This is a genomic window from Apilactobacillus ozensis DSM 23829 = JCM 17196 (genome assembly GCF_001435995.1).
Taxonomy (GTDB): domain Bacteria; phylum Bacillota; class Bacilli; order Lactobacillales; family Lactobacillaceae; genus Apilactobacillus; species Apilactobacillus ozensis.
Map to the genome: position 1 here is coordinate 1 of NZ_AYYQ01000011.1, position 22,361 is coordinate 22,361.

Consider the following 22,361-nt stretch of genomic DNA (forward strand, 5'->3'; position numbering starts at 1 on the left):
GCACTTATTTCTCCGGTTACTTTTTGTACTTCTGCATTAATGGCTGCTTGGGCATTAGTAACAAGTGTTTGTGCATTATTATATGCATTTTCATATGCTTTATTAGCAGCCATATCTCCATAGCTAGAACTAGAAGAGCCCTTTTCAAAGTAAGCTTTATTACCGGCTTGAGAAGCATTAACCAATGCATCATATTCATTAGAGTAATTTGTGTAGTTAGTGCCAGCGTAAGACAAAGCTGAGTTTGATTGCTTGCTTCCGTTATTAAAATCAGTCCATGCCTGGCTATATGCAGTATAAGCTTTCCTATAAGCTTCCGCAGCCGCATAAGTATTAGTAGCGTTGGAATATGCAGAAGAACTCATTTTATTTCTAAAATCTGCCGCTGCACTATCTGCGGCATTTGATACATCAGTATATGCGCTACTATATACCGCTCCAAAATAAGATCCGTTATCAGTTGAATAATTTTTACTAGGATTTCCATTTGAATAAAAATCATTCTGTGCGGAATTAGCTGCATTAGATAAACTATCATATATATTGTTATAAACAGTTTTTGCGGAGGAGTTATTACCTGCATATGAACCTTTACTACCGTTTCCGTTGTTATAATTTGTTACTGCTTGTGATGCTGCATTGTAAGCGTCATTATAAGCACTAAATTGTAGTCCTTTATAACTATTTCCTTTGCTGTTACCAGCATAAAAATTAGATTGTGCTGCTGAATTAGCCGCAGAAATTGATGCATAACCATTATTATATGCATTAGATGCTAAACTACCAATCTCATCATTATTTTTATCATTACTTACATAGTCATTTTGGCCCTTTTTATAGTTATTAAATGATTCATTGTAAGCATCAGTATATATTTCTTTTACATCTTCATCATTTAATCCAGCATAATATTTTGTATTGGAAGGTTGTGGAGTTGTAGATACATAGTATTCAGAGTCAGATTGCCCATCTGAATATCCCTTATTTCTAGCATCATCAAAGGTTATGCTAGGAATCATACTACCATTGTTCACTTGTGAACTATCAATAGTATCTTCACCCTTTATAGGATTTTCTAGATAATTATTAAAATTACCGTTGATATCTACTGTTTGTTTCTGATCCGTTACAAAATAATGTGATTGAACAGAAACATTATTTTGAGGCTTTTTAGGAAGAACATAAGAAAATCTTATAATGTCTCCGTTAGAGGCATTTTGTGGAATTCGAATCCCATCTGAATAAGAAACTTGTTTAAAATTACCAGAACTATCTATAACAGCATTAGCATTGACATTTCCAGAATGAACGAAATTTGAAGAATTATTAATATCTCCCACGGGGATATTAGTTGTAGTTATAGTTCCATCAGCATTTTTATGAATTAGTGTTAGTGTCCCATTCTTTATTGAGGAGTCATTTAAAAGTTTTCCATCTGAATATATTTGCAAGTATCCAATACCATTATCTTTAGATGCATCAACACTAGATGGTAAGTTGTTTAAAACCACTTTCCCATAAACTATATAGTTACTATTATCAACTTGTACACCTATTTTATTTACAAAAGACATATTAGGAGTACCACTGAAAGACAAGTATTTAGCACCAACGGTACTATCATTAGAATTTACAAGTGGTAAAACAGAAGTTCCATCAGTACTAGTAGTCTGAATTATACCTGAACTTGGCAATTGAACTTGGTAGTAATTGTTTGATCCTGGATTTGTAGCATTACCGTTGTTATTTATTGCATATTTTACAGAGTAGGCATTGATTGTATTTGTAAATAATTGTCCTGAACCCGGTTGCCCATTGACTGGCTTTATCTGTAAAGTAACATTGTTACCAGGGTTATTGATATTCAAAGGCCCACCATTAGCTAATAAGTATGGATTTATTCCACTACCATCAGTAACTATGCTAAAATTACCACGGTTTGTAATGTTTAATATACCTGAAGAATTTAAAACATATCCTCCAAATGTACCTAAATTTTTAGCATCTATAGAGAATAGTCCATCATTCTTAACAGTAACGTTACCGCTAATATAGTTAGCATTACCTACACTTGGAACGCTACCTATATCAATATATAGCAAACCACCATCTATAGTTACAGAACCCTTGTTATACAAAGCTTGGGCAGCACTAATCACAGATGATCCATTTGACCCCTTAGGAACTATAACTATTTTGCCACCCTTTTGTATGTTTAAATTACCAGCCTGTAAATATATACCGTTAGCAGTATCTCCACCAGTTGATTGACCAATTTCAGATCTCATTGGAATAAGTTTAACAACAGCACCATTTTTGACATTAAAGTTTCCACTATATATATTGACTGCTGTACCACCAGTAGTTGCCCCATAATAACTACTATTTTCGTTCATATTAAAGTTACTAACTTCAAAGTTTTCTTGAGTATTTTCAGTAACACTAGAATTGTTCGATATTTTCAACATATTAGATGCTTCTGTATCAATCCAACCATTCATAATAGGACCATTAACATTACCATTTAATACAGTTACGTTGTTAAGTCCCTTTTTGAATGGGCTTAAATAGTTACCAACAGAAAAAACATTTAAATTGTTGTAAACATTTACATTACCAGCACTCGCGTTAGTTAATTGAGGTCCAACATACGTAACATTACTATAGTTTATAGTCCCAGTAGTCTGTAATTTCATTGGACCATAAAAGTTTCTACCATATAATGCAGAAAAATTCTTAATATTGAAGTTAGTATCACTTCTGCCGTTATCATTTTGTAAGTCATAACAAGCATTGTCAAAATCTGAAATATGATTTTGACCATCAAAAGTTAAATTAGTCGCGCCAATCAAAGAATTAGACATCCAATATATTCCTTCGATTCCAGCTCCTGTAGCATTTAATCCAGATTCGTATAGAGACCCTAGGTTGGTTTTGGTGAAATCAGTATCTTTTATAAATCTAATATTATTTATTTTACCGTTTAAATTCCAGGTCCCCTTAGCAGCTAATTGATTCCCATAGGAACTACTATTGGTAGGGTTTTGACTTGATACAACAGCACTGTAAACAAATATAGAATTATTAATCTGTGCAAAGTTTGAAACAAAAGAAGTCCCACTATTAACTTTAGCAACAACATCATTAAAACCCTTTAAATAATTACTAGATTGAGAATTGGGAGTGGGAATGAATGTGTTAATATTCCCACTGGAATCTTGATAAGTTAACTTGTCATCCTTTGTAAATTGTTGACTAATTGCATCTTGAGCTCCAATATATGCTTGATCATATGCGTTGTCAGAAGTTTTATCTGGAGAGTAAGCATCATTAATGTTTTGACCATTCCAACGACCATTCTCTGCATCATAAGTACCTTGGTAGGCTAGGAATGTTGTAATCGCCTTATTATAGATGATTTTTTGTTTAGGATCGTTCAAATCGAATGAAACAACGTTATTCTCACCATCTATATAGTTTCTGGTACTATCAGTGGAAATACTATTAGCAATATTTTGAGTTTCACTTTGTTTACTAGCATTTGGATCTCTAGGTATAATAGCTTTTGAACTGGGATCTACACTAAAACTCCCACTATTTAAATTAGGGTCAACACTATTAGGATCATTAGGATTAGTTATTGGTTTTCCATCGGAACGTTTGTAACTATCACTAGCATAGTTCTTAACAGGCTGTGTTCCCTTACTACTGTTATTTGAATTATATTGATTCCATGCATCTATAAGACCAGTATAAGCAGCTTTATAGTAAACATTATTCATATCAGTATTATTGGTAGGCTTCAACTCATCGGAGTGAATTTTATTCCAAGCGTCATTAATACCGTTAGTTACTTGCTGATTATCAGCATCAGTTAAACTACTATCGCTATCTTGAACTAAATTTGTATTCAACTGTTGATTATTATTGGCAAATAGTGTTCTAAATGAAGAGGCATCAAAATTAAATTCAGAAGTATCAGGGTGTTTAGTAGTTTTCCCACTTACATTGCCGCTATCTTGGGCATCTTGTTTAGTAGTTTCACTACCCGCACTGCCACTATCTTGAGCAACTTGTTTAGTAGTTTCACTACCAGCATTGCCACTATCTTGAGCAACTTGTTTAGTAGTTTCACTACCCGCACTGCCGCTATCTTGAGCAGCTTGTTTAGTACTTTCACTACCCGTAATACCGCTATCTTGAGTAGCTTGTTTAGTACTTTCACTACCTATACTGCCACTATCTTGAGCAACTTGTTTAGTAGTTTCACTACCCGCACTGCCGCTATCTTGAGTAACTTGTTTAGTAGTTTCACTACCCGCACTGCCGCTATCTTGAGCAACTTGTTTGTTGTTTTGATTAGACAATTCACCCATAGTAACACCATCATCAGCACTGGCCTTGACACTAGAAGTGGAGGTATATAGAGCACTACCACCTAAAAATGCAAGGGTTGCAATTGATACCGTAACCCATTGTTTCTTAACCTTTTTTAAAACTTTTTTATCATTAACTTTTTTAAACTCATTTTTATTAAATCGCATAGAATAATTCCCCCTTAAAAATGAAAAACAATATGTAGAGACTATACAAATACTTTCCAAGTTTCATATAGTCTATGATAAACCTGTAAATGAATGTAATTAAAAAAATTAGCTCAAATTTTAAAAATATAAATGTTTCTTAACAATTACTGAATATTTATAAAAAAGCACTAATTATCTTTTATAATTAGTGCTTTTTTATACTAACTTATTTTTATGTTGAATTAAGAAGTCAATAAAATACTGACTAGCAATCGGTAAGGTTTGTTTATCACGACATACCACTGCTACAGGTCGATTAACTTTAGGCGAAGTTGGTCGACAAACAACTTTAAAATTCGTCCGTGTAGCTACTAGCTCAGATAAAATACTAACGCCTAAACCCGCTTCAACCATTGCCATAATCGTGTAATCATCTTGAATTCTATATTTTACATTAGGCGCTTTAACGCCCGCGTTTTTAAAAGCCGTAAGTGGTTCACTATACCCGCCACCTTCAACTAATATGAATGGATCATCGGCTAACTTAGCTAGTGGAATCGTTTTTAATTGAGCTAGCGGATGATTCTGTGGAACAAATGCCTTCATTTCGGTATTATGAATAATTGTTTTATCTAATCCATCCCCATATTCAGCCGTCATCAAACAAAAGTCTACTTCACCCGTCTTAATCCACTTCAGTAAGGTTCCGTAATCACCCTGTTGTAATACGAAATCAATATCTGGATACTTCATTTTAAATGCTTTAAACAAATCCGGAAGCCAATAACAACTAACACTAGTAATAGCACCCAAACGAACCGTTCCAGTTTTTAAACCTCGAATAGCATGTGCGGTTTCTCGTAACGATTGATATTGACGAATGGTTTCTTGAATATATGGATATAATGTTTCTCCCTGTGGAGTTAGCTCAACCCCTGTCCGCGAACGTTTGAGAATCTTCATATCATATTCATCTTCTAAAGCATTAATCATCTGGCTAACTGAAGATTGTGTGTATCCCAGCTGTTTAGCTGCTTTAGTGAAGCTATTATTATCTAAAATGGCTTTTAAAGCTAATAATTTATTAATGACAAATCACCTTTCCTAATTCTAAAAGTAGAAATATTAATTTTACTTATGTATGAAGCTATTATATATTATTCACAACCAATAATAAACTTTAAGGGAGTGGATACACATATGGATATTTTCAAAAAAGAATCCGTCAGTACATACATAAAGGCTGATCAGCGATTATCTAAAAGTCTAAATGCTAGAGATTTAGTAGGCTTAGGTATCGGTGCAGTTATTGGTACCGGAATCTTTATTTTACCTGGTCATGAAGCTGCCAGTCATGCTGGCCCAGCCGTTGCGGTGGCCTTCCTATTGGCTGCAATTGTTTCAGGCATGGTTGGTATGGCATATGCAGAATTTTCATCTGCAATGCCAATTGCTGGCTCAGCCTATTCATTTGGTTCAGTAGTTTATGGCGAATTAATCGGTTGGATTTTAGGATGGGCGCTAATTCTAGAGTACTTCCTAGCAGTGTCAGCTGAAGCCACTGGCTTTGCCGCTTATTTCAACAATAATATTTTAAGCGCCTTGGGTATTAATTTACCAAAAGCCCTTCAAAGCAGTCCTATGGAGGGTGGTGTAATTAACATCACTGCTGTAGCCATCGTGCTTATTATTACTGCAATTATTTTACAAGGAACTAATTTATCTAAACGTGTTGAAAACTGGGCGGTCGTTATTAAAGTAGCAATTATTATTATTTTCATCCTTGTTGGTATTTTTTACGTTAAAGCTGATAACTACGTACCTTTCTATCCTAAAGAATTTCACAGTATTCCATTTGGTATGGGAGGAATTTCCACCGCAGCCGCAACGGTTTTCTTTGCCTTTATTGGATTTGATGCCCTAGCTGCTAATTCAGCCGAAACCATTAATCCTGGTAAAAACGTAGTTCGTGGAATCATTGGAACTGTTATAATCGCCGTAGTCCTTTACATTTCTTTCTCATTAGTACTAACTGGAATTGTAAATTACAAACAACTTAACGTCGATGACCCCGCAGCCTTTGCTTTGGAAATCATTCACTTAACTGCATGGAACAAATTGATAACGGTCGGCGCATTGATTGGAATCTTCACCGCAATGGTGACTATGTTCATTGGTGGATCTAGATTAGTTTATGCACTTGGTCGCGATGGTCTTTTGCCTAAAACAATGGGAAAAGTAACTTCAAAACATGCAGTTCCTAGAAACGCTATTATTATCGCGGCCATCGTACAAGCTATCTTTGCTGGATTAGTTCCATTAACTCAACTGGCATCACTTATCAATGCTGGAACTTTAATTGCCTTTACATTCATTTCATTCGGTATTATCAAACTTCGTCATCGTAAAGACATTAAAAATGATGGTTTTAAAATGCCACTATATCCATTTCTACCGATTTTAGCCGGTGTATTTAGCATTTTCTTCATTATTATGTTGCCTGACATCACTAAAATTTCAGTAGGCATTTGGATTGTAATTGGTTTCGTAGTTTACTTTACTTATGGAGTCCATCATTCAAAATTACAAAATGAACGATAAAATAAAAAGCCTTGATGTATTTTCAACATCAAGGCTTTTTTCATTAAATCATTTTACTTAAAAAACGTTTAGCATTATAGGTTTTAGGTGCATCGAAGAAATCGTCTGGAGCTTGCTTTTCTTGAATTTTACCATCATCCATAAACCATATTTCATCTGAAACCTGCTTAGCAAAATCCATTTCATGTGTAACAATTATCATTGTCATATTTTGTTTAGCTAAATCTTTCATAACTTCTAACACTTCCCCTACTTTTTCTGGGTCTAAAGCAGAAGTTGGTTCATCAAATAAGATAACTTCTGGATTCATGGCTAAAGCACGCACAATCGCAATTCTTTGTGCTTGCCCACCCGATAAACTATCAGGATAAGCATTGCTTTTATTATCTAAACCTACCATTTTTAACAAGGTATGCGCTTTATTTTCAGACGCTGCCTTGCTCATCCCCTTAACCTTAATCGGCGCTAAAGTGATATTATCCAAAATGGTCTTATTATCAAATAAATTAAAGTTTTGAAAGACCATCCCAATTTTAGTTCTTAGTTGAATGAGTTCTTTGGGTGAGCTGGTTACTAAGTCTTTCCCATCTAATAAAATTTTACCTGAAGTGGGTTCTCCTAGCATATTAATGCAACGTAGAAAAGTACTCTTACCAGCACCTGACGGCCCTAATAATGAAATCACATTTCCTTTATATACTTCTGCATCGACATCTTTAAAAATAACATTATTTTTGAACTTTTTAGTTAATTTTTCAATCTTAATCATTGGTTCCATGGCTAATCTTCCCTTCAAAGTATTTCATGATTCTTGAAATTGTAAACGTAATAACAAAGTAAATCACCATGATAATTGCAATTGGTGCAACTCCTTGATAAGTATCAGCTTGAACCGCTCTCATTTGATACATTAATTCACCTACTCCAATTACTGAAGCAATTGAACTATCTTTAATCAAGGTTACTAATTCATTTCCTAAAGCGGGCCAAATATTTTTAAAAGCTTGTGGTAATACGATATAACGCATTGCCTGTTTTTCAGATAAACCTAATGATAATGCTGCTTCACTTTGTCCCTTAGCAATTGAAGTAATTCCACCTCTAATGATTTCAGCAACATAAGCTCCCGAGTTGATAGATATTGCAATAATTCCAGAAGTCAAAGCGGGAACATTTACAATGGCACCTAATCCAAAGTAAACGAACATAATTTGGACCATTTGGGGAGTTCCACGAATAAATTCAATATAGCAAACTGCAATCGCATGTAGTAACCAATTATTACTTAATCTCATCAATGCAAATATAATTCCTAAAATAATACCAAAGAAAATTGATACTACTGAAATTAACATCGTACCTTTAATTCCTGTAATAAAAAAGTCTTTGTATTGCCACATTGAACTAGCTGTAGAAGTTTTTTTATTGCTACTCATATGTTTAATGGAATCTGGAATGAATTTATCAACATACAAATTATTGGTAGTGACTTGTTTTATTGTTTGATTAGCCTTTTTAACTAATGAAGTTGCTCCTTTAGGAAAAGCAACATTATTATTACTATCAGCTGAATGCAATCCTGCACTTATTTTCATAATTCCAGGATTATGTGAAACATAAGAATCGGCAACCGCACTATCCATTGCCACTGCAGAAATTTTGTTAGATTTTAAAGCTAAAATTAAATCATTAACATTTTCCATGCCCTTAACGTTAACGTCTTTACTAGCTTTTTTGATTAAATCATATTGAACTGAGCCTACTTGAGCTCCGGCCGATAACCCTTTTAAATCTTGATATGATTTAATTTTGCCTTTATCGCTTTTGTTAATTAAAAGACCTGTACCGGATTGATAATAACTATTCGTAAAATCTACACTCTTAGCTCTTTCAGGAGTTTTATTTAATCCCGAGATAACCATATCAACTTTGTGAGTTTGTAAAGCTACCAATAAGGAGTCAAAACTCATTGATTTAACTTTTAGTTTTACCCCCATGTCCTTAGCAATTTGCTGACCTAACTCAACGTCAGCTCCATAAACTTGTGACCCGTTAGCACCCTTTGAAAGAAATTCATATGGTGGATAATCTGGTGAAGTTCCCATCACTAAAGTTCCCTTAGACTGAATATTTTTTAAATAATCATCAGCATGTACATTACTTGAACTAGAAAAAATAGCTAAAAATAAAGAAAATAATATAATGACTGGCAATAAAATTATTTTTTTAGATACATAATTCATAAAATTTCATCCTTTACTTAATTTATTTGATATCTTAGATAATTAATCATCATCGTTTTTCGATTTCTGTATATTTAAACAAACTAAAGATATTGATAAATATCATTTCACTACTCCTTTTCAATAAAAAAGTCCCCTTGGATATAAAATCCAAGAGGACGATTTTTCGTGGTGCCACCTCTGTTCCTAGCATTTTCGCAAATACTAGCTCAGTGAGTTTTAAACTCACGGTGATAACGTCACCAACGTTTTTTCTACTCATTTCGAAAAAATCACTTACAAGTACGATTCATTACGTAAACTTAATAACTCTCAGCTCATGTTATTTTCTCTGTTAAAGTTTTTTCAGTAATAAAATTCTTGTGCTTAGTTTTAAATTATTAAAATAAAAAATCCCCTAGGAATAATAAATATTCCTAGAGGACGAATCAATCGCGGTGCCACCTCTGTTCCCAGCATTCTCACAAATACTAGCTCAGCAAGTTCTAAACTTACGACAATAATGCGTCACCAACAATCTTACTCATTTCAGATTATAACTCGTAGGTACGATTTAATTTAGTTTATTATTAGCTCTCATCATGTGCTAAATTTTCTGTAAATAATTAAAAAATTAAAATTCCTATTCTATGTTCATGTATTAAATTGTAAATAAAAAGTCCCCTTGGATATAAAATCCAAGAGGACGAATTAATCGCGGTGCCACCTCTGTTCCTAGTATTTTCACAAATACTAGCTCAGTGAGTTTTAAACTCAAGTGGTAACGTCACCAACGATTTTTCTACTCGATTCGAAAAACAACTTCCAGGTACGATTTAATTATGATATTACTTAGTCTCACTACCCTAAGTTTTCTGTGAAATATCTAATAATTAAAATTCCTGTGCAATGTCTTTATTAATTGATTTATATACTATAACGATATTCAATAAAATGCAACCCATTTTTTAAATTAAAATAAAATTAAAAATTATTTGTGATAGTTAATTAGAATTATTGAAGTCAAAAATGCATGTAATAAGATAAAGATAACTGCATACTGCCAATATTTTATAATACTGTTGCGCATAGCGGCTGTCCAACGATACATATAACTTCCTTGACCGTCTGAATTATCCAAAATATCAAAACAGATTAAATTATAGGCATACATAATTCCTATAAATGACACTGCATAAAGAATCGAAATAACTAAGCTTAAAAGATCAAACCTAACCAATGAACTGATGCAATAAAAAACTGATTGACCCACTGAAAACATCAGAAAAATGTTTGGTAACAACATTCCCCTACGTGACGGAATCATAGAAAATAGTAAATAAATAACTAACAACATTATTGCAACAAAAGTTTCATTAAATAAAATTCCAAAACCCACATTACCTATTTTTAGACTAATAGTTTTAATCCCATTTGAACTAAGAATCAAATAAGAACAATAAATCGTGAATAAGAACCAAGCATATGTAAAAATGGTTCCTTTATAAGATAAGTTTAATTTCTTTAACATCTATTTTGTCCTCCAACTTGTTTTATTTAATTTTACATGATTAAGAGTTAATACACAAAAAAGCTACTAGCAGACTCTAGTAGCTTTTAAAGTTTTAATATATTATTCTAAACCAACGCGTTTAAAGATTTCATCAGCATGGCGCAAATGATAATGATAATCAAATGCATCATCAATATCATCTTCCGATAAGTATTCACGAATTTCAGCGTTGTTTTCAACTAATGGTCTGAAAGCTTTACCTTCATCCCAAGATTGTGCAGTTAGTGGTTGCACTAAATCATAAGCATTTTCTCTCGTCATCCCTGCATCAATTAGTTTTAACATCACTCTTTGTGAGTAAATTAATCCGTGTGTCATCATCATGTTAGACTTCATTCGTTCAGGGAACACATCTAAGTTACCAATAATGTTAGTAAAACGGTGCAACATGTAATCTAAAAGGATCGTTGTGTCTGGCAAAATAATTCGTTCAGCTGAAGAATGCGAAATGTCTCGTTCATGCCATAATGGAATGTTTTCATAGGCTGTCATCATATGTCCACGTACCACACGTGCTAAACCACAAATGTTTTCAGAACCGATGGGGTTACGTTTATGAGGCATTGCAGAAGAACCCTTTTGACCTTTAGCAAAGTGTTCTTCAACTTCATGTACTTCTGAACGTTGTAAATGACGAACTTCAGTCGCAAATTCTTCTAAGCTAGTAGCAATTAAAGCCAAAGTTGCAACATAATCAGCGTGTAAATCACGAGGTAAGATTTGACTAGTTATTTCTTGCGGACGAATTCCTAATACTTCACAAGTATGCTTTTCCACAAATGGATCAACATTTGCGAAAGTTCCGACTGCCCCAGAAATTTTACCAGCTTCAACCCCTTTAGCAGCAGCTTCAAAGCGGGCTTGATTACGTTTCATTTCTGAATACCAACGAGCTAATTTTAAACCAAAAGTAGTTGGTTCAGCATGTACCCCATGCGTTCTACCCATCATAACTGTTGCTTTATATTTTTTAGCTTGTTTAGCAATTGTATCAATTAAAGTATTAATATCTTCTCTTAAAATATCATTGGCCTGTTTTAAACGGTAACCTTGGGCTGTATCAACCACGTCCGTACTAGTTACGCCAAAGTGAATCCATTTTCGCTCCGGACCTAATGATTTCGAAACATCGCGCGTAAAGGCTACCACATCGTGATGTGTAGTTTTTTCAATTTCAGTAATTTCGTTCTCATCAAAAGTCGCGTTTTGTTTAATCTTTTCAACATCTTCCGCTGGAATGTGTCCTAATTTAGACCAGGCTTCATCAATTGCAATTTCTACAGCTAACCATGAAGCGTATTGATTGTGTTTGGACCAAACAGCACCCATTTTTTCTCTTGTGTAACGATCTATCATAATGTAGACAGCCCTTTCAAATTCATATTAATTACAGATAAATCTTACCATATAAAGTTCATTTTTTCATTAAAAAAAGCAAATATTTTTCTTATTATCCAACTTATTTGATTAAAAAACGAACGATTTTACTATTTTTTAAATAAATTGTTCTTGAAATTATTTTATAATCTGCTAAAATCGTTAATTGGTGATTAGTTTTAAACAGCTATTCATCAACTTTAAAATTTGAGGTGTTGTTATGTCATCAATAGTAATAGTAGGTAGTCAATGGGGCGATGAAGGAAAAGGTAAGATAACTGACTTCTTAAGCCAAGATGCTGATATGATTGTTAGATACTCTGGCGGCGACAATGCCGGTCATACCATTGTAGTTGATGGAAAAGAATTTCATTGTCAATTAATTCCATCAGGTATCTTTTACAAAGACAAGTTAAGCGTTATGGGAAATGGTGTCGTTATAAACCCTAAATCTTTATTAAAAGAACTCAACTACCTAACCTCAAATAATATTGATGTTAGTAATTTAAGAATTTCGTCGCGTGCACAAGTTATCATGCCTTATCATATTTCATTGGATGAGCTTCAAGAACAAATGAAAGAAGATAAGATTGGTACAACTCATAAAGGAATTGGACCTGCTTACATGGATAAACTAGAACGAATTGGAATCAGAATTGCTGATTTAATTGATAAGGAAACCTTTAGGAAGAAATTATCACAAGCACTAAAGATTAAAAACGAACTATTAACTAAATTATACGGTCATGATCCATATAAGTTCGAAGATATTTTTGATGAATACTTCGAAATGGGTCAACAAATTAAAAAATACGTTACCGATACATCACTATTAGTAAATGAGGCTTTAGATAATCAAAAAAAAGTTTTATTTGAAGGCGCTCAAGGCGCTATGTTAGATGTTGATCAAGGAACTTATCCATTTGTTACCTCTTCTAATCCAATCGCTGGAGGTGCAGCGGTGGGAGTCGGAATTGGACCTAATCGCATTAATGCAGTTGTAGGTGTATGTAAAGCCTATACTTCACGTGTTGGGGATGGACCTTTTCCTACTGAATTGCATGATGAAATCGGCGACCATATTCGTGAAGTTGCTCATGAATACGGAGTGGTTACACACCGCCCAAGAAGAATTGGCTGGTTAGATGCAGTGGTATTAAGACATGCTGCGCGTATTTCTGGATTTACACACTTATCTTTAAACTGTTTAGATGTTTTATCAGGTCTAGATACCATTAAAGTATGTGTAGCCTACGAATATGAAGGTAAAAAAATTAATCATTACCCTGCTAACTTGGACATGCTTGATAAATGCAAACCTATTTATGAAGAATTACCAGGTTGGTCAGAAGACATTACTAAATGTCGTACTATTAATGAATTGCCAGAAAATGCCCAAAATTATTTGGCACGCGTGACAGAATTAACCGGGGTTAAATTAGATACATTTGCTGTGGGTCCAGAACGTGAAGCTACTAATATCGTACGTAATGTTTGGAAAGATATACAATAAGCGAGGCTATATAATATGAAAGTCTTTGATTATGATGATGTACAATTAATCCCTGCTAAGGCAATTATGAAGAGCCGTAGTGAAGCCGATACTTCAATTAAATTTGGTCCTAAAACTTTTAAACTACCAGTTGTTCCAGCTAACATGCAAACCGTTATCGATGAAAATCTAGCTACTTGGTTAGCATCAAATGGATACTTTTATGTAATGCACCGTTTTCAACCAGAAAAACGTGCTGAATTTATCCAAAGTATGCATGCAAAAGAGCTCTTTGCATCCATTAGTGTTGGAATTAAAGATAATGAATACAATTTTATTAATGAATTAGCTGAAAACAACAATGTTCCTGAATATATTACAATTGACGTTGCACACGGTCATTCTGATTATGTTATTAAAATGATTCATTTTATCAAAGAAAAATTACCAGAAAGTTTCTTAATCGTTGGTAACTTAGGAACTCCCGATGCAGTGAGAGAAATCGAAAACGCCGGAGCTGATGCTACTAAGATTGGAATTGGACCTGGTAAGGCATGTATCACACGTTATAAAACTGGCTTTGGTACTGGTGGTTGGCAACTTTCCGCTTTAAAATGGTGTATGAAAGCTGCTACTAAACCAATGATTGCTGACGGTGGAATCCGTACTAACGGTGATATCGCTAAATCAATTCGCTTTGGTGCATCCATGGTCATGATTGGTTCAATGTTTGCTGGACATAAAGAATCACCTGGTGAAATTGTTGAAAAAGATGGTAAAAAATTCAAGCAATACTGGGGTTCTGCTTCTGCTAAGCAAAAAGGCGAACGCCGTAACGTTGAAGGACGTCAACTACTAATCCCTTACCGTGGTAGTGTAAATGACACTCTTAATGAAATGAAAGAAGATTTACAATCATCCATTTCATACGCTGGTGGCACTACTTTAGATGCTATTAGAACTGTTAACTATGTAATAATGCACTAAAATGTAAACAAAAAAGAAGTTCGGTTTATGAACCGAACTTCTTTTTATTATCTAAATTTATATTTTAGTACCAACCATTTTGTTGCCAGAATGATTTAGCATTTTCCCATGAACCATAACGAGAAGCTACATATTGGTTAGCAACACGTTCTTGGTTAGCTGCTGAGTAGTCACCATTTAAATATGATTTATCTAATTGATATTTACCGTAGTAACGACCATTTTGTGCATTGTAAGATCCACTAGATTCACGTGAGGAAATCCATGATTTAGCTGAATTACCATCGCCATAACTTGCTGAACTACTTTGAGTGTAAGCACTTTGGTTAGATTGAGTTTGAGCATCTGGTTGACTATTGCTTTGAGTAGTTACGTTTGAACTAACTTGGCTGTTAGTTTGTGGAGCTTGAGCAGTAGTTGTTTGTTGTGAACCAGGTAAAACTAATTTTTCACCAACATAAATAGTCGTATTAGAAACACGATTATTAGCTTGTTGAAGTGCATTTAAAGAAATATTATTCTTATTAGCAATGCTCCATAAAGTATCGCCTGATTGAACTGTAACGGTTTGTTGACCATAAGCATTAGTATCAGCACTTGCTGATGTAGCACCACTTGCTAAAAATAAACCAGCGGCAGCAGCAGTAGTAACTAAAAATGTTTTGATTCCTTTAAATTTTTTCATATAAATAAATTCACTCCTATAAATTTTAAAACTATATTTATTTCCGATATCTTGAGATTTGTTAATCGCTATTGATTAACTGTGATGTATAATACATGCTCACTATTACATGTAAATATCAGGAACTTTAAAAAAAAGGAGTTTTTCGTAACATTTGTTGGCTTAATGTAACATTATACGATTAATAATTTGGTTCTAATACTTAAAAACCTTTTGATATCAAGCTATAAAGGCCCAATTATAAATATAATAAAAAACAACTACGATCGAATAATCGTAGTTGTTTTTTTGATTTTTTATTTATTATTAATATGTTTTACGGCAATTCCAGTGAAACCACTAATAATTGAAAAGATTGGTGACAAAATACTCAAGAATACAAATGGTGCATATTGTGAAGTAGGTACACTCAAAGTAGTTGTGATAAATGCACCTGCAACCCCCCAAGGTACCAAGTAGTTAATTACGGTTCCACCATCTTCCAATGCTCTACTTAAAGCAACAGGAGCTAAATTAGCTTTCTTAAAAGCGTTTTTAAAAGCATTACCAGGTAATATTACTGATAGGAATTGTTCACCCACAAAGACGTTTACTCCGATACAAGTAGCAATAACCGTTGTAATTAATTTACCATCAGAATTTAAATGTTTAGTTAATGGGTTCATAACTGCATCAATTACACCCAGATTCATTAATAGTCCACCAAATGCTAAAGCAGCCATAATTAAAACGATTGTACCCATCATACTAGAAATACCACCACGAGATAACAATGTATCAACACCTTTGTTACCAGTGTGTGAAACGAAACCACTTGTAATAACGTTGTTTAAGTTAACTAATCCAAATTTAGGATTTTGAATAAAAATCATAACAGATGAAACTACAACATTAATGAATAAAGTTGGAATAGTTGGGATGTGAGCCCAAGCACATGCAAATAATAATACAATTGGAATAATAGCCCAAAAAGTAATGTGAAAATTATTTTCTAAAACATTTACTGTAGTAGTTACTTTACTAAAATTAGCAGAACCGCTACCACGATTAATAATTGCAAATAAGATGAATGAGCCAATCATCGCAGGAATGGTAGACCACATTAAGTTCTTAATATGTTTAATCAAATCAGCACCAACTACCGCTGAAGCTAAGTTAGTAGAAGCTGACAATGGTGAAGACTTATCTCCAAAAATTGCTCCAGATAAAACGGCTCCGGCAATCATTGCAGGGCTAATGCCCATTGTGATTCCTATTCCCATAAAAGCAATTCCTAAAGTAGAAATAACAGTGAACGCACTTCCGATAGTTGAGCCAACCAAGGCACATACTATAAATACAGATGGCAAGAACCATTCAGCACTAATTAAATGAAAACCGAATACCATTAAACTAGGAATAATTCCCCCAGCTATCCATACTCCAATTAAGGATCCAATCAATAAAAAGATAAATAATGGCACAATTCCTTTTTGAATCCCTACTACGAAACTATTATCAATTTCATCCCATGAAAATCCTTTAAACTTACCCCAAAACACCATCATCATAATCCCAATTAAAATTGGTACTTCTGGAGAAATTCCTAAGCCAATCACTCCAACGCCCATTACGACAATCATTGCTAATAATATAATTATACCTTCTAATAAACTAACCTTTGGTTTACTGTTTTCCATAATAACTAAACTCCTCTATTTTTATTTGTATTTTATAACTTTGGAGATAGCTGATATCGTGGCATTCCTCCGCAATCTTTGCAAAACATTTCATCAATTCCTTTCAATAAAAAAAGTCCCTGTTGTTTGTTTAAACAAACAACAGGGACGATTATAGTTTTTTACCGTGGTACCACCCAACTAAGAAATTAGATACACTAATTCCCACTCTCTAGATGGTAACGGTTCTAGATTCCGTTCTTTTGTAGAAGCTATTCAACGTATTTGGCTAATCATGTCCTGATCGGTTCGCATCAACCACCGACTTTCTTACGCCCAGACATAACGCTACTTGAATTTGAAATTAACGCTTTTGCATATTTGATTAAATTAAGATTAGCATTCTTTAATTTTATTGTCAAACAAAATTTTAAATTTCTTTTAGTTTTCGAGTAAAATAATGTGCCATTTGCTCTTTACTATAAACTCCAGTAACTTTTTCAATCGCCTTACCATGTTGGAACAAAACAATTGTTGGCATCCCCATTACTTTGTACTTTTTAGCAATTGATTCTTCATTATCAACGTTTACTTTACCGAAATTAATTTTTTCAGCAAATTCTTCTGATAAATCTTCTAAAACTGGCGCCATAATTTTGCATGGCGCACACCATGGAGCCCAAAAATCTAAAATGGTCATATCATTATTTATAAATTCTGATAGATTATCCTGACTTACATTTTTAAGCATATATTAATCCTTCTTATTAGCATTTTTTCTTACGTAATGAATAGCAATTGTTACTATAAATGAAAATAGCACAATCAATCCAAACCAAGCGGCTGGAATTTCAATATCAATCATTGGAATTGATAGCAATAATTTTAAACCAATTACTGCAATTAAGAAGTAAGCCATTGATTTTAGTTCCGGAATCTTATTCATAACTACCATGATAACTTCAGCAATTCCACGCATTGCAGCAATTCCGACAATTCCACCAATTAAAACAATTACTGGATTCTCAGAAATTGCTAAAGCTGCTAAAACAGAGTCAACTGAAAATACAATGTCCATGAACTCAATTTGGGCCACTGTCTTCCAAAATAGTTTGCGATGGTTACTAGTATCGTCACTAGAAACAACCGTCTTTTTCTTTTTATTAGGTTTGAAAAAATGTTTATAAACTAGGTAGAACAAGTATAATCCACCAATAACTTTAACTTCCCAAATGTGGATTAGAAAAGCTCCAATTCCTATAATTAAAAATCTAAAAACATAGGAACCCCAAATACCATAGAATAGCGATTCTTCTTGTAATTTTTTAGTTGGTAAAACTTGTGTCTGTGCAGCTAATACAACTGCATTATCAACTGATAATAAACATTCAATTAATACTAAAGACAAAATGGTTATCCAAGCGTCTTCAGAAGTTAAAACTTTACTCCAATTACTCAAATCAAAAAATGGTCCGTATAGATTACCTAGAAAATGTAACACATAATTTCTCCTTTTATTATTTATTTTTCGTATTAATTATATCAGAACTAACGTCAAAACTGTCAGTTAATTATTTATTAATATTCATTGCTTCTAAATCATATTTAGCCAAGTCAAACTGTCTAATTACGCTCACCAAAGTTTTAGCATAGTTAGGATCAGTTGCGTAGACGTTTTCTTGAAGTAGACGTGCCGCTTTTAGATAACTGGTAACATTCTTTTCTTTTATGAAATGTTCAGCAATCGTCTTATCATGGTCAGCAATGGCTGCTTTTAGGTCTGGATACTTACGAAAGGCAGCTTGAATGGTAATTTTTTTACCGTTTTGATATTCATTAGTATCATAAGAAATGGACTGACCATTATAACTCCCTTTAATTCCAAATGGATTGTTAGCTACTTGATATAACTTAGAATCACCCCAGTTAGACTCAACGATTGCTTGGGCAATTACGATACTTGGTAAAACATGATATTTTTCACGATAAGTTGCAATTGAAGCATCAGCTATTTGTTTAATAAATTTTTGCTGTTTTTCACGTTTAGCACGTTGTTCTGCTAACAACTTATCACGGTTAGCATGCATAATTCGATTTTCTTGTATTTCACGATGAATTTTTTTTGCACCATAACCTAATCCAAATGCTAATACAATCAATAATAGATATATAAAATATCTAACCTTGCTTTTCTTCTTTTTTCTTGCCAATGGAATACCCTCTCAATATTTATAATCTGTCATTACAATATTAATTATATTATTATATTTATTTTTTTAAAGTTAGCATTTAAATAATTAACAATTTTTGAAACTTTAAGTTACCTAATAAATCTAATGAATTGTTTTCACATCAATAATCTAGTAAGATTATACTTACTAAAAATAACTAAGGATGTGAATTTATGAAAGTTGGAATTACTGGAAGTATTAACTTTAACAGTAATGAGAGTTTTAGAACTAGAGAGTCACAATTTGCCCAAAGAACATTACTAAAGTGTCTCCTTTCTAATAACGTTACCCCCGTCATTTTTCCAATCGCTAAACCCTCAATGGCTCAAGAACTAGCTGAAAGCGTTGATGGAATTATCTTCACAGGCGGTGCGGACGTTTTACCCAAGTACTATGAAGAAGACCCTATCGAACAAATTGGTTTAACCTATGAACCACGTGATGAATTCGAAATTGCTCTATTGAAAGCTGGGAAAACATTACATAAGCCTATCTTAGGAATTTGCCGTGGTATGCAAATTATAAATGTTGCTTTAGGTGGATCGTTATATCAAGATTTAAATGCCCAATACGACCCTAAAGAAAGTCAACTTTTGCATCACTCACAAACAACGATTGGTTATTCACCAGTACACTACGTAAATGTTGATAAAAACTCAGCATTATTCAATACAATGGGTGCAAAACCATTTGTTAACTCTTTTCATCATGAAGCTGTAAAAGATGTAGCAAAAGAATTAAAAATCATTGCTAAGGCCAATGATGGAGTAATTGAGGGCTTGGAAAATCAAGATGCCTCTATTCAATGTGTTCAATGGCATCCTGAAAACATGTGGGACCATTATACAGATGAGGCTGAACTATTTAAGACGTTTTTTAAACGTGTTGAAAATTCAATTGAAAGGAAATAATTATGTCTGAAAATAAACGAAAATTAGGTTTCTTCAGTATCGTGCTGTTAGGAATCAATGCAATTATTGGATCAGGTATTTTTCTATTGCCAAGTGCTGGAATGAAAGCGTTTGGACCAGCTAGTATCTTGGTATTATTTTTTGATGCTATTTTAGCATTTATGATTGGAATGTGTTTCGCTGAATGTTCTGGATTATTTGACGAAACTGGTGGTGCATATATATACGCTAAAAAAGCGTTTGGAAACTTTGTTGGTTATGAAGTGGGAATTGCTGCCTGGGCAATTCGAATTATCGCAGAAGCAACTATGTACGTAGCTTTTGCAACTGCTTTAGGAGGATTTTTCCCAGCTTTAAATAATACGCTATCAAAAAATATCGTTGTAACAATCGTAGCTATTCTATTAATGGCACTTAACCTACTAGGTGTTCGTGCTACATCAATCTTAAGCAACATCATTACAGTCGGTAAATTACTACCAATTTTATTAATTATTATTGTCGGATTATTCTTTATCCATCCTGCAAATTTCCACCCATTCTTTATTCCACAGCTAACTAATCCTGGAAACTTTTCTAGTGCAGCTTTGACATTATTTTATATTTTTACTGGAGTTGAAGGTTTAGTTGTTACCGCTGGTGAAATGAGCAATGTTAAAAAGAATTTGCCACGTGCCATTATGGTCGTTTTAACAACTGTTACAATTATTTACGCATTAGTAATGATTGTATGTATTGGTGTATTAGGCTCTAACTTAGCAAATACTTCCGTGCCACTTCAGGCAGCCTTCACTGCTATGATTGGTAAAATTGGTGGTCAAATTATTGTTATTGGATCGCTACTATCAATTGGTGGAATTTGTATGGCATCAGCATTTATTACTCCGCGTTCAACGGTTGCTTTAGCTAAAAACGGTATTTTGCCTAAATTTTTCGCTAAAACTACCGAAAAAGACACGCCATATGTTTCAATCATTATAAATGCTGGGTTAATTTTATTATTGTCATACTCAGGAACATTCACTTACTTAGCACAAATTAGTGCTATTTCAAGGTTTGCGCAATTTATTCCAACCATTATTGCGGTAATGGTATTTAGAAAGAAAATGAAAGATGCCGACCGTGCATTTAAATTACCATTTGGACCCGTTATTCCAGTTATTGCTTTAATCGTATCATTTTGGTTAATTTTCAATACTAAGGTAAACTTATTAATCTTTGGATTTGGAGCTTTAATTATTGCCATTCCATTCTACTTACTAACTAGTACTTACCGAAATAGTAAATAAAAAAGTCGCCGTAATGGCGACTTTTTTTAAACAAATAGATATATAGAAAAGTACATTAAAGCAGTCCCTAATATGACAAAGATGTGCCAAATAACATGACCAAACGGAATGGCTTTAAAACTATAAATTACTGCTCCTACAGTAAAAGCAATTCCGCCCGAAACTAATAACCAAAAACCAGTTACACCTAAATAATCCCATAGCCTTACGATACCCATTAAACACATCCATCCCATAACAACATAGATAACTGTGGATAAAGTTTTAAATTTACCTAGCCAAAGTGATTTATATATAATTCCCATAATTGTCATAATCCAAATGATAGCAAAAATGGTCCAACCTAAGGCACCTTGAATTGCTACTAAACAATAAGGGGTATAAGTTCCTGCAATTAATAGATAAATTGCTGAATGATCAAAAATTTGAAATACTTTTTCGGCATTAGTGAAATAAAGACTATGAAATAGCGTTGATGCTAAATAGAAAAGAATCAACATTCCACTATAAATGGAAAATGTAGTTATGCGCATCGCACCACCTTCCATTACACCACGAACTATTAATAATGGAGCAGCTGCAATAGCCATCAATACTCCTAATCCATGTGTAATTGCACTAAATATTTCATTCAATAGCGTATAAGTTTTGGGTTTCATTATAATTTACCACCTAATTACATTTTAAAATAATAATACAACTATATCATCTAGTTTTCAATACTAGATGCATAAAACAAAAAAAGAAGCCCTTTTGAAGTGACCCCCAAAAGTTGGACAATAAAATGTTCAATAATTTGGGGGTTATTT

Annotated in this window: 17 protein-coding genes and 1 other annotated feature; of the genes, 5 read left to right on the forward strand and 12 right to left on the reverse strand. The window is 33.5% G+C overall.

Annotated elements, in window-relative coordinates; genetic code table 11:
* On the reverse strand, positions 1 to 4,544 hold a 4,544-nt coding region (locus FD06_RS02445), incomplete at its 3' end, for a beta strand repeat-containing protein (protein WP_082605264.1).
* 198 nt (positions 4,545 to 4,742) lie between these two features.
* The gene (locus FD06_RS02450) at positions 4,743 to 5,615 is read right to left on the reverse strand and encodes a LysR family transcriptional regulator (RefSeq protein WP_054658672.1); all 873 of its coding nucleotides are present in this window, start codon (positions 5,613 to 5,615) and stop codon (positions 4,743 to 4,745) included.
* A 111-nt stretch (positions 5,616 to 5,726) separates the two neighbouring features.
* Between FD06_RS02450 and FD06_RS02455 the strand changes: the two genes are divergently transcribed.
* A complete protein-coding gene (locus FD06_RS02455; protein WP_056965869.1) occupies positions 5,727 to 7,127 on the forward strand; it encodes an APC family permease in 1,401 nt (466 codons plus the stop codon).
* A 43-nt stretch (positions 7,128 to 7,170) separates the two neighbouring features.
* Here FD06_RS02455 and FD06_RS02460 read toward each other — a convergent pair whose 3' ends face one another.
* The 4 genes from FD06_RS02460 to purB form a co-directional block, all read right to left on the reverse strand.
* A complete protein-coding gene (locus FD06_RS02460) occupies positions 7,171 to 7,905 on the reverse strand; it encodes an amino acid ABC transporter ATP-binding protein (protein WP_056965871.1) in 735 nt (244 codons plus the stop codon).
* The gene (locus FD06_RS02465) at positions 7,889 to 9,370 is read right to left on the reverse strand and encodes an ABC transporter substrate-binding protein/permease (RefSeq protein ID WP_056965873.1); all 1,482 of its coding nucleotides are present in this window, start codon (positions 9,368 to 9,370) and stop codon (positions 7,889 to 7,891) included. Before FD06_RS02465 ends, FD06_RS02460 begins: the two co-directional genes overlap by 17 nt.
* Positions 9,371 to 10,048: 678 nt before the next feature.
* Positions 10,049 to 10,268, reverse strand: a binding site (T-box leader).
* Between the two features lie 72 nt (positions 10,269 to 10,340).
* Complete coding sequence (locus tag FD06_RS02475) at positions 10,341 to 10,880, reverse strand: hypothetical protein (protein WP_056965877.1); 540 nt, start codon at positions 10,878 to 10,880, stop codon at positions 10,341 to 10,343.
* 102 nt (positions 10,881 to 10,982) lie between these two features.
* Positions 10,983 to 12,278, reverse strand: a complete 1,296-nt coding sequence (purB, locus tag FD06_RS02480) for an adenylosuccinate lyase (RefSeq protein ID WP_056965880.1) — start codon at positions 12,276 to 12,278, stop codon at positions 10,983 to 10,985.
* Positions 12,279 to 12,519: 241 nt separating this feature from the next.
* Here purB and FD06_RS02485 point away from each other — a divergent pair, with 241 nt between their 5' ends.
* A complete protein-coding gene (locus FD06_RS02485; protein WP_056965882.1) occupies positions 12,520 to 13,812 on the forward strand; it encodes an adenylosuccinate synthase in 1,293 nt (430 codons plus the stop codon).
* Between the two features lie 15 nt (positions 13,813 to 13,827).
* Positions 13,828 to 14,778, forward strand: coding sequence for a GMP reductase (locus FD06_RS02490; RefSeq protein WP_056965884.1), 951 nt, complete (start codon positions 13,828 to 13,830; stop codon positions 14,776 to 14,778).
* Between the two features lie 64 nt (positions 14,779 to 14,842).
* Here FD06_RS02490 and apf read toward each other — a convergent pair whose 3' ends face one another.
* From apf to FD06_RS02515, 5 genes are all read right to left on the reverse strand, one after another.
* Complete coding sequence (gene apf / locus FD06_RS02495; RefSeq protein WP_056965885.1) at positions 14,843 to 15,463, reverse strand: aggregation-promoting factor; 621 nt, start codon at positions 15,461 to 15,463, stop codon at positions 14,843 to 14,845.
* A gap of 296 nt (positions 15,464 to 15,759) precedes the next feature.
* Positions 15,760 to 17,142 carry a Na+/H+ antiporter NhaC gene (nhaC, locus tag FD06_RS02500; protein ID WP_054658664.1) on the reverse strand — a complete coding sequence of 461 codons (1,383 nt, stop codon included), beginning with the start codon at positions 17,140 to 17,142 and terminating at the stop codon, positions 15,760 to 15,762.
* A 409-nt stretch (positions 17,143 to 17,551) separates the two neighbouring features.
* A complete protein-coding gene (gene trxA / locus FD06_RS02505) occupies positions 17,552 to 17,872 on the reverse strand; it encodes a thioredoxin (protein ID WP_056965887.1) in 321 nt (106 codons plus the stop codon).
* A 3-nt stretch (positions 17,873 to 17,875) separates the two neighbouring features.
* Entirely contained in the window at positions 17,876 to 18,622 is a 747-nt protein-coding gene (locus tag FD06_RS02510; RefSeq protein ID WP_056965889.1) for a TerC family protein, read from the reverse strand.
* Positions 18,623 to 18,692: 70 nt separating this feature from the next.
* Positions 18,693 to 19,331 (reverse strand): glycoside hydrolase family 73 protein, encoded by a 639-nt coding sequence (locus FD06_RS02515; protein ID WP_237757224.1) that lies wholly within the window; start codon positions 19,329 to 19,331, stop codon positions 18,693 to 18,695.
* A 194-nt stretch (positions 19,332 to 19,525) separates the two neighbouring features.
* Between FD06_RS02515 and FD06_RS02520 the strand changes: the two genes are divergently transcribed.
* The gene (locus tag FD06_RS02520) at positions 19,526 to 20,263 is read left to right on the forward strand and encodes a gamma-glutamyl-gamma-aminobutyrate hydrolase family protein (RefSeq protein WP_056965891.1); all 738 of its coding nucleotides are present in this window, start codon (positions 19,526 to 19,528) and stop codon (positions 20,261 to 20,263) included.
* A 2-nt stretch (positions 20,264 to 20,265) separates the two neighbouring features.
* Complete coding sequence (locus FD06_RS02525; protein WP_056965893.1) at positions 20,266 to 21,552, forward strand: APC family permease; 1,287 nt, start codon at positions 20,266 to 20,268, stop codon at positions 21,550 to 21,552.
* Positions 21,553 to 21,578: 26 nt separating this feature from the next.
* Here the strand turns inward: FD06_RS02525 and trhA are convergent, their stop codons facing one another.
* Positions 21,579 to 22,211: a PAQR family membrane homeostasis protein TrhA gene (gene trhA, locus FD06_RS02530; RefSeq protein WP_054658656.1), complete on the reverse strand. Its 633-nt coding sequence runs from the start codon at positions 22,209 to 22,211 to the stop codon at positions 21,579 to 21,581.
* Positions 22,212 to 22,361: the final 150 nt, after the last annotated feature.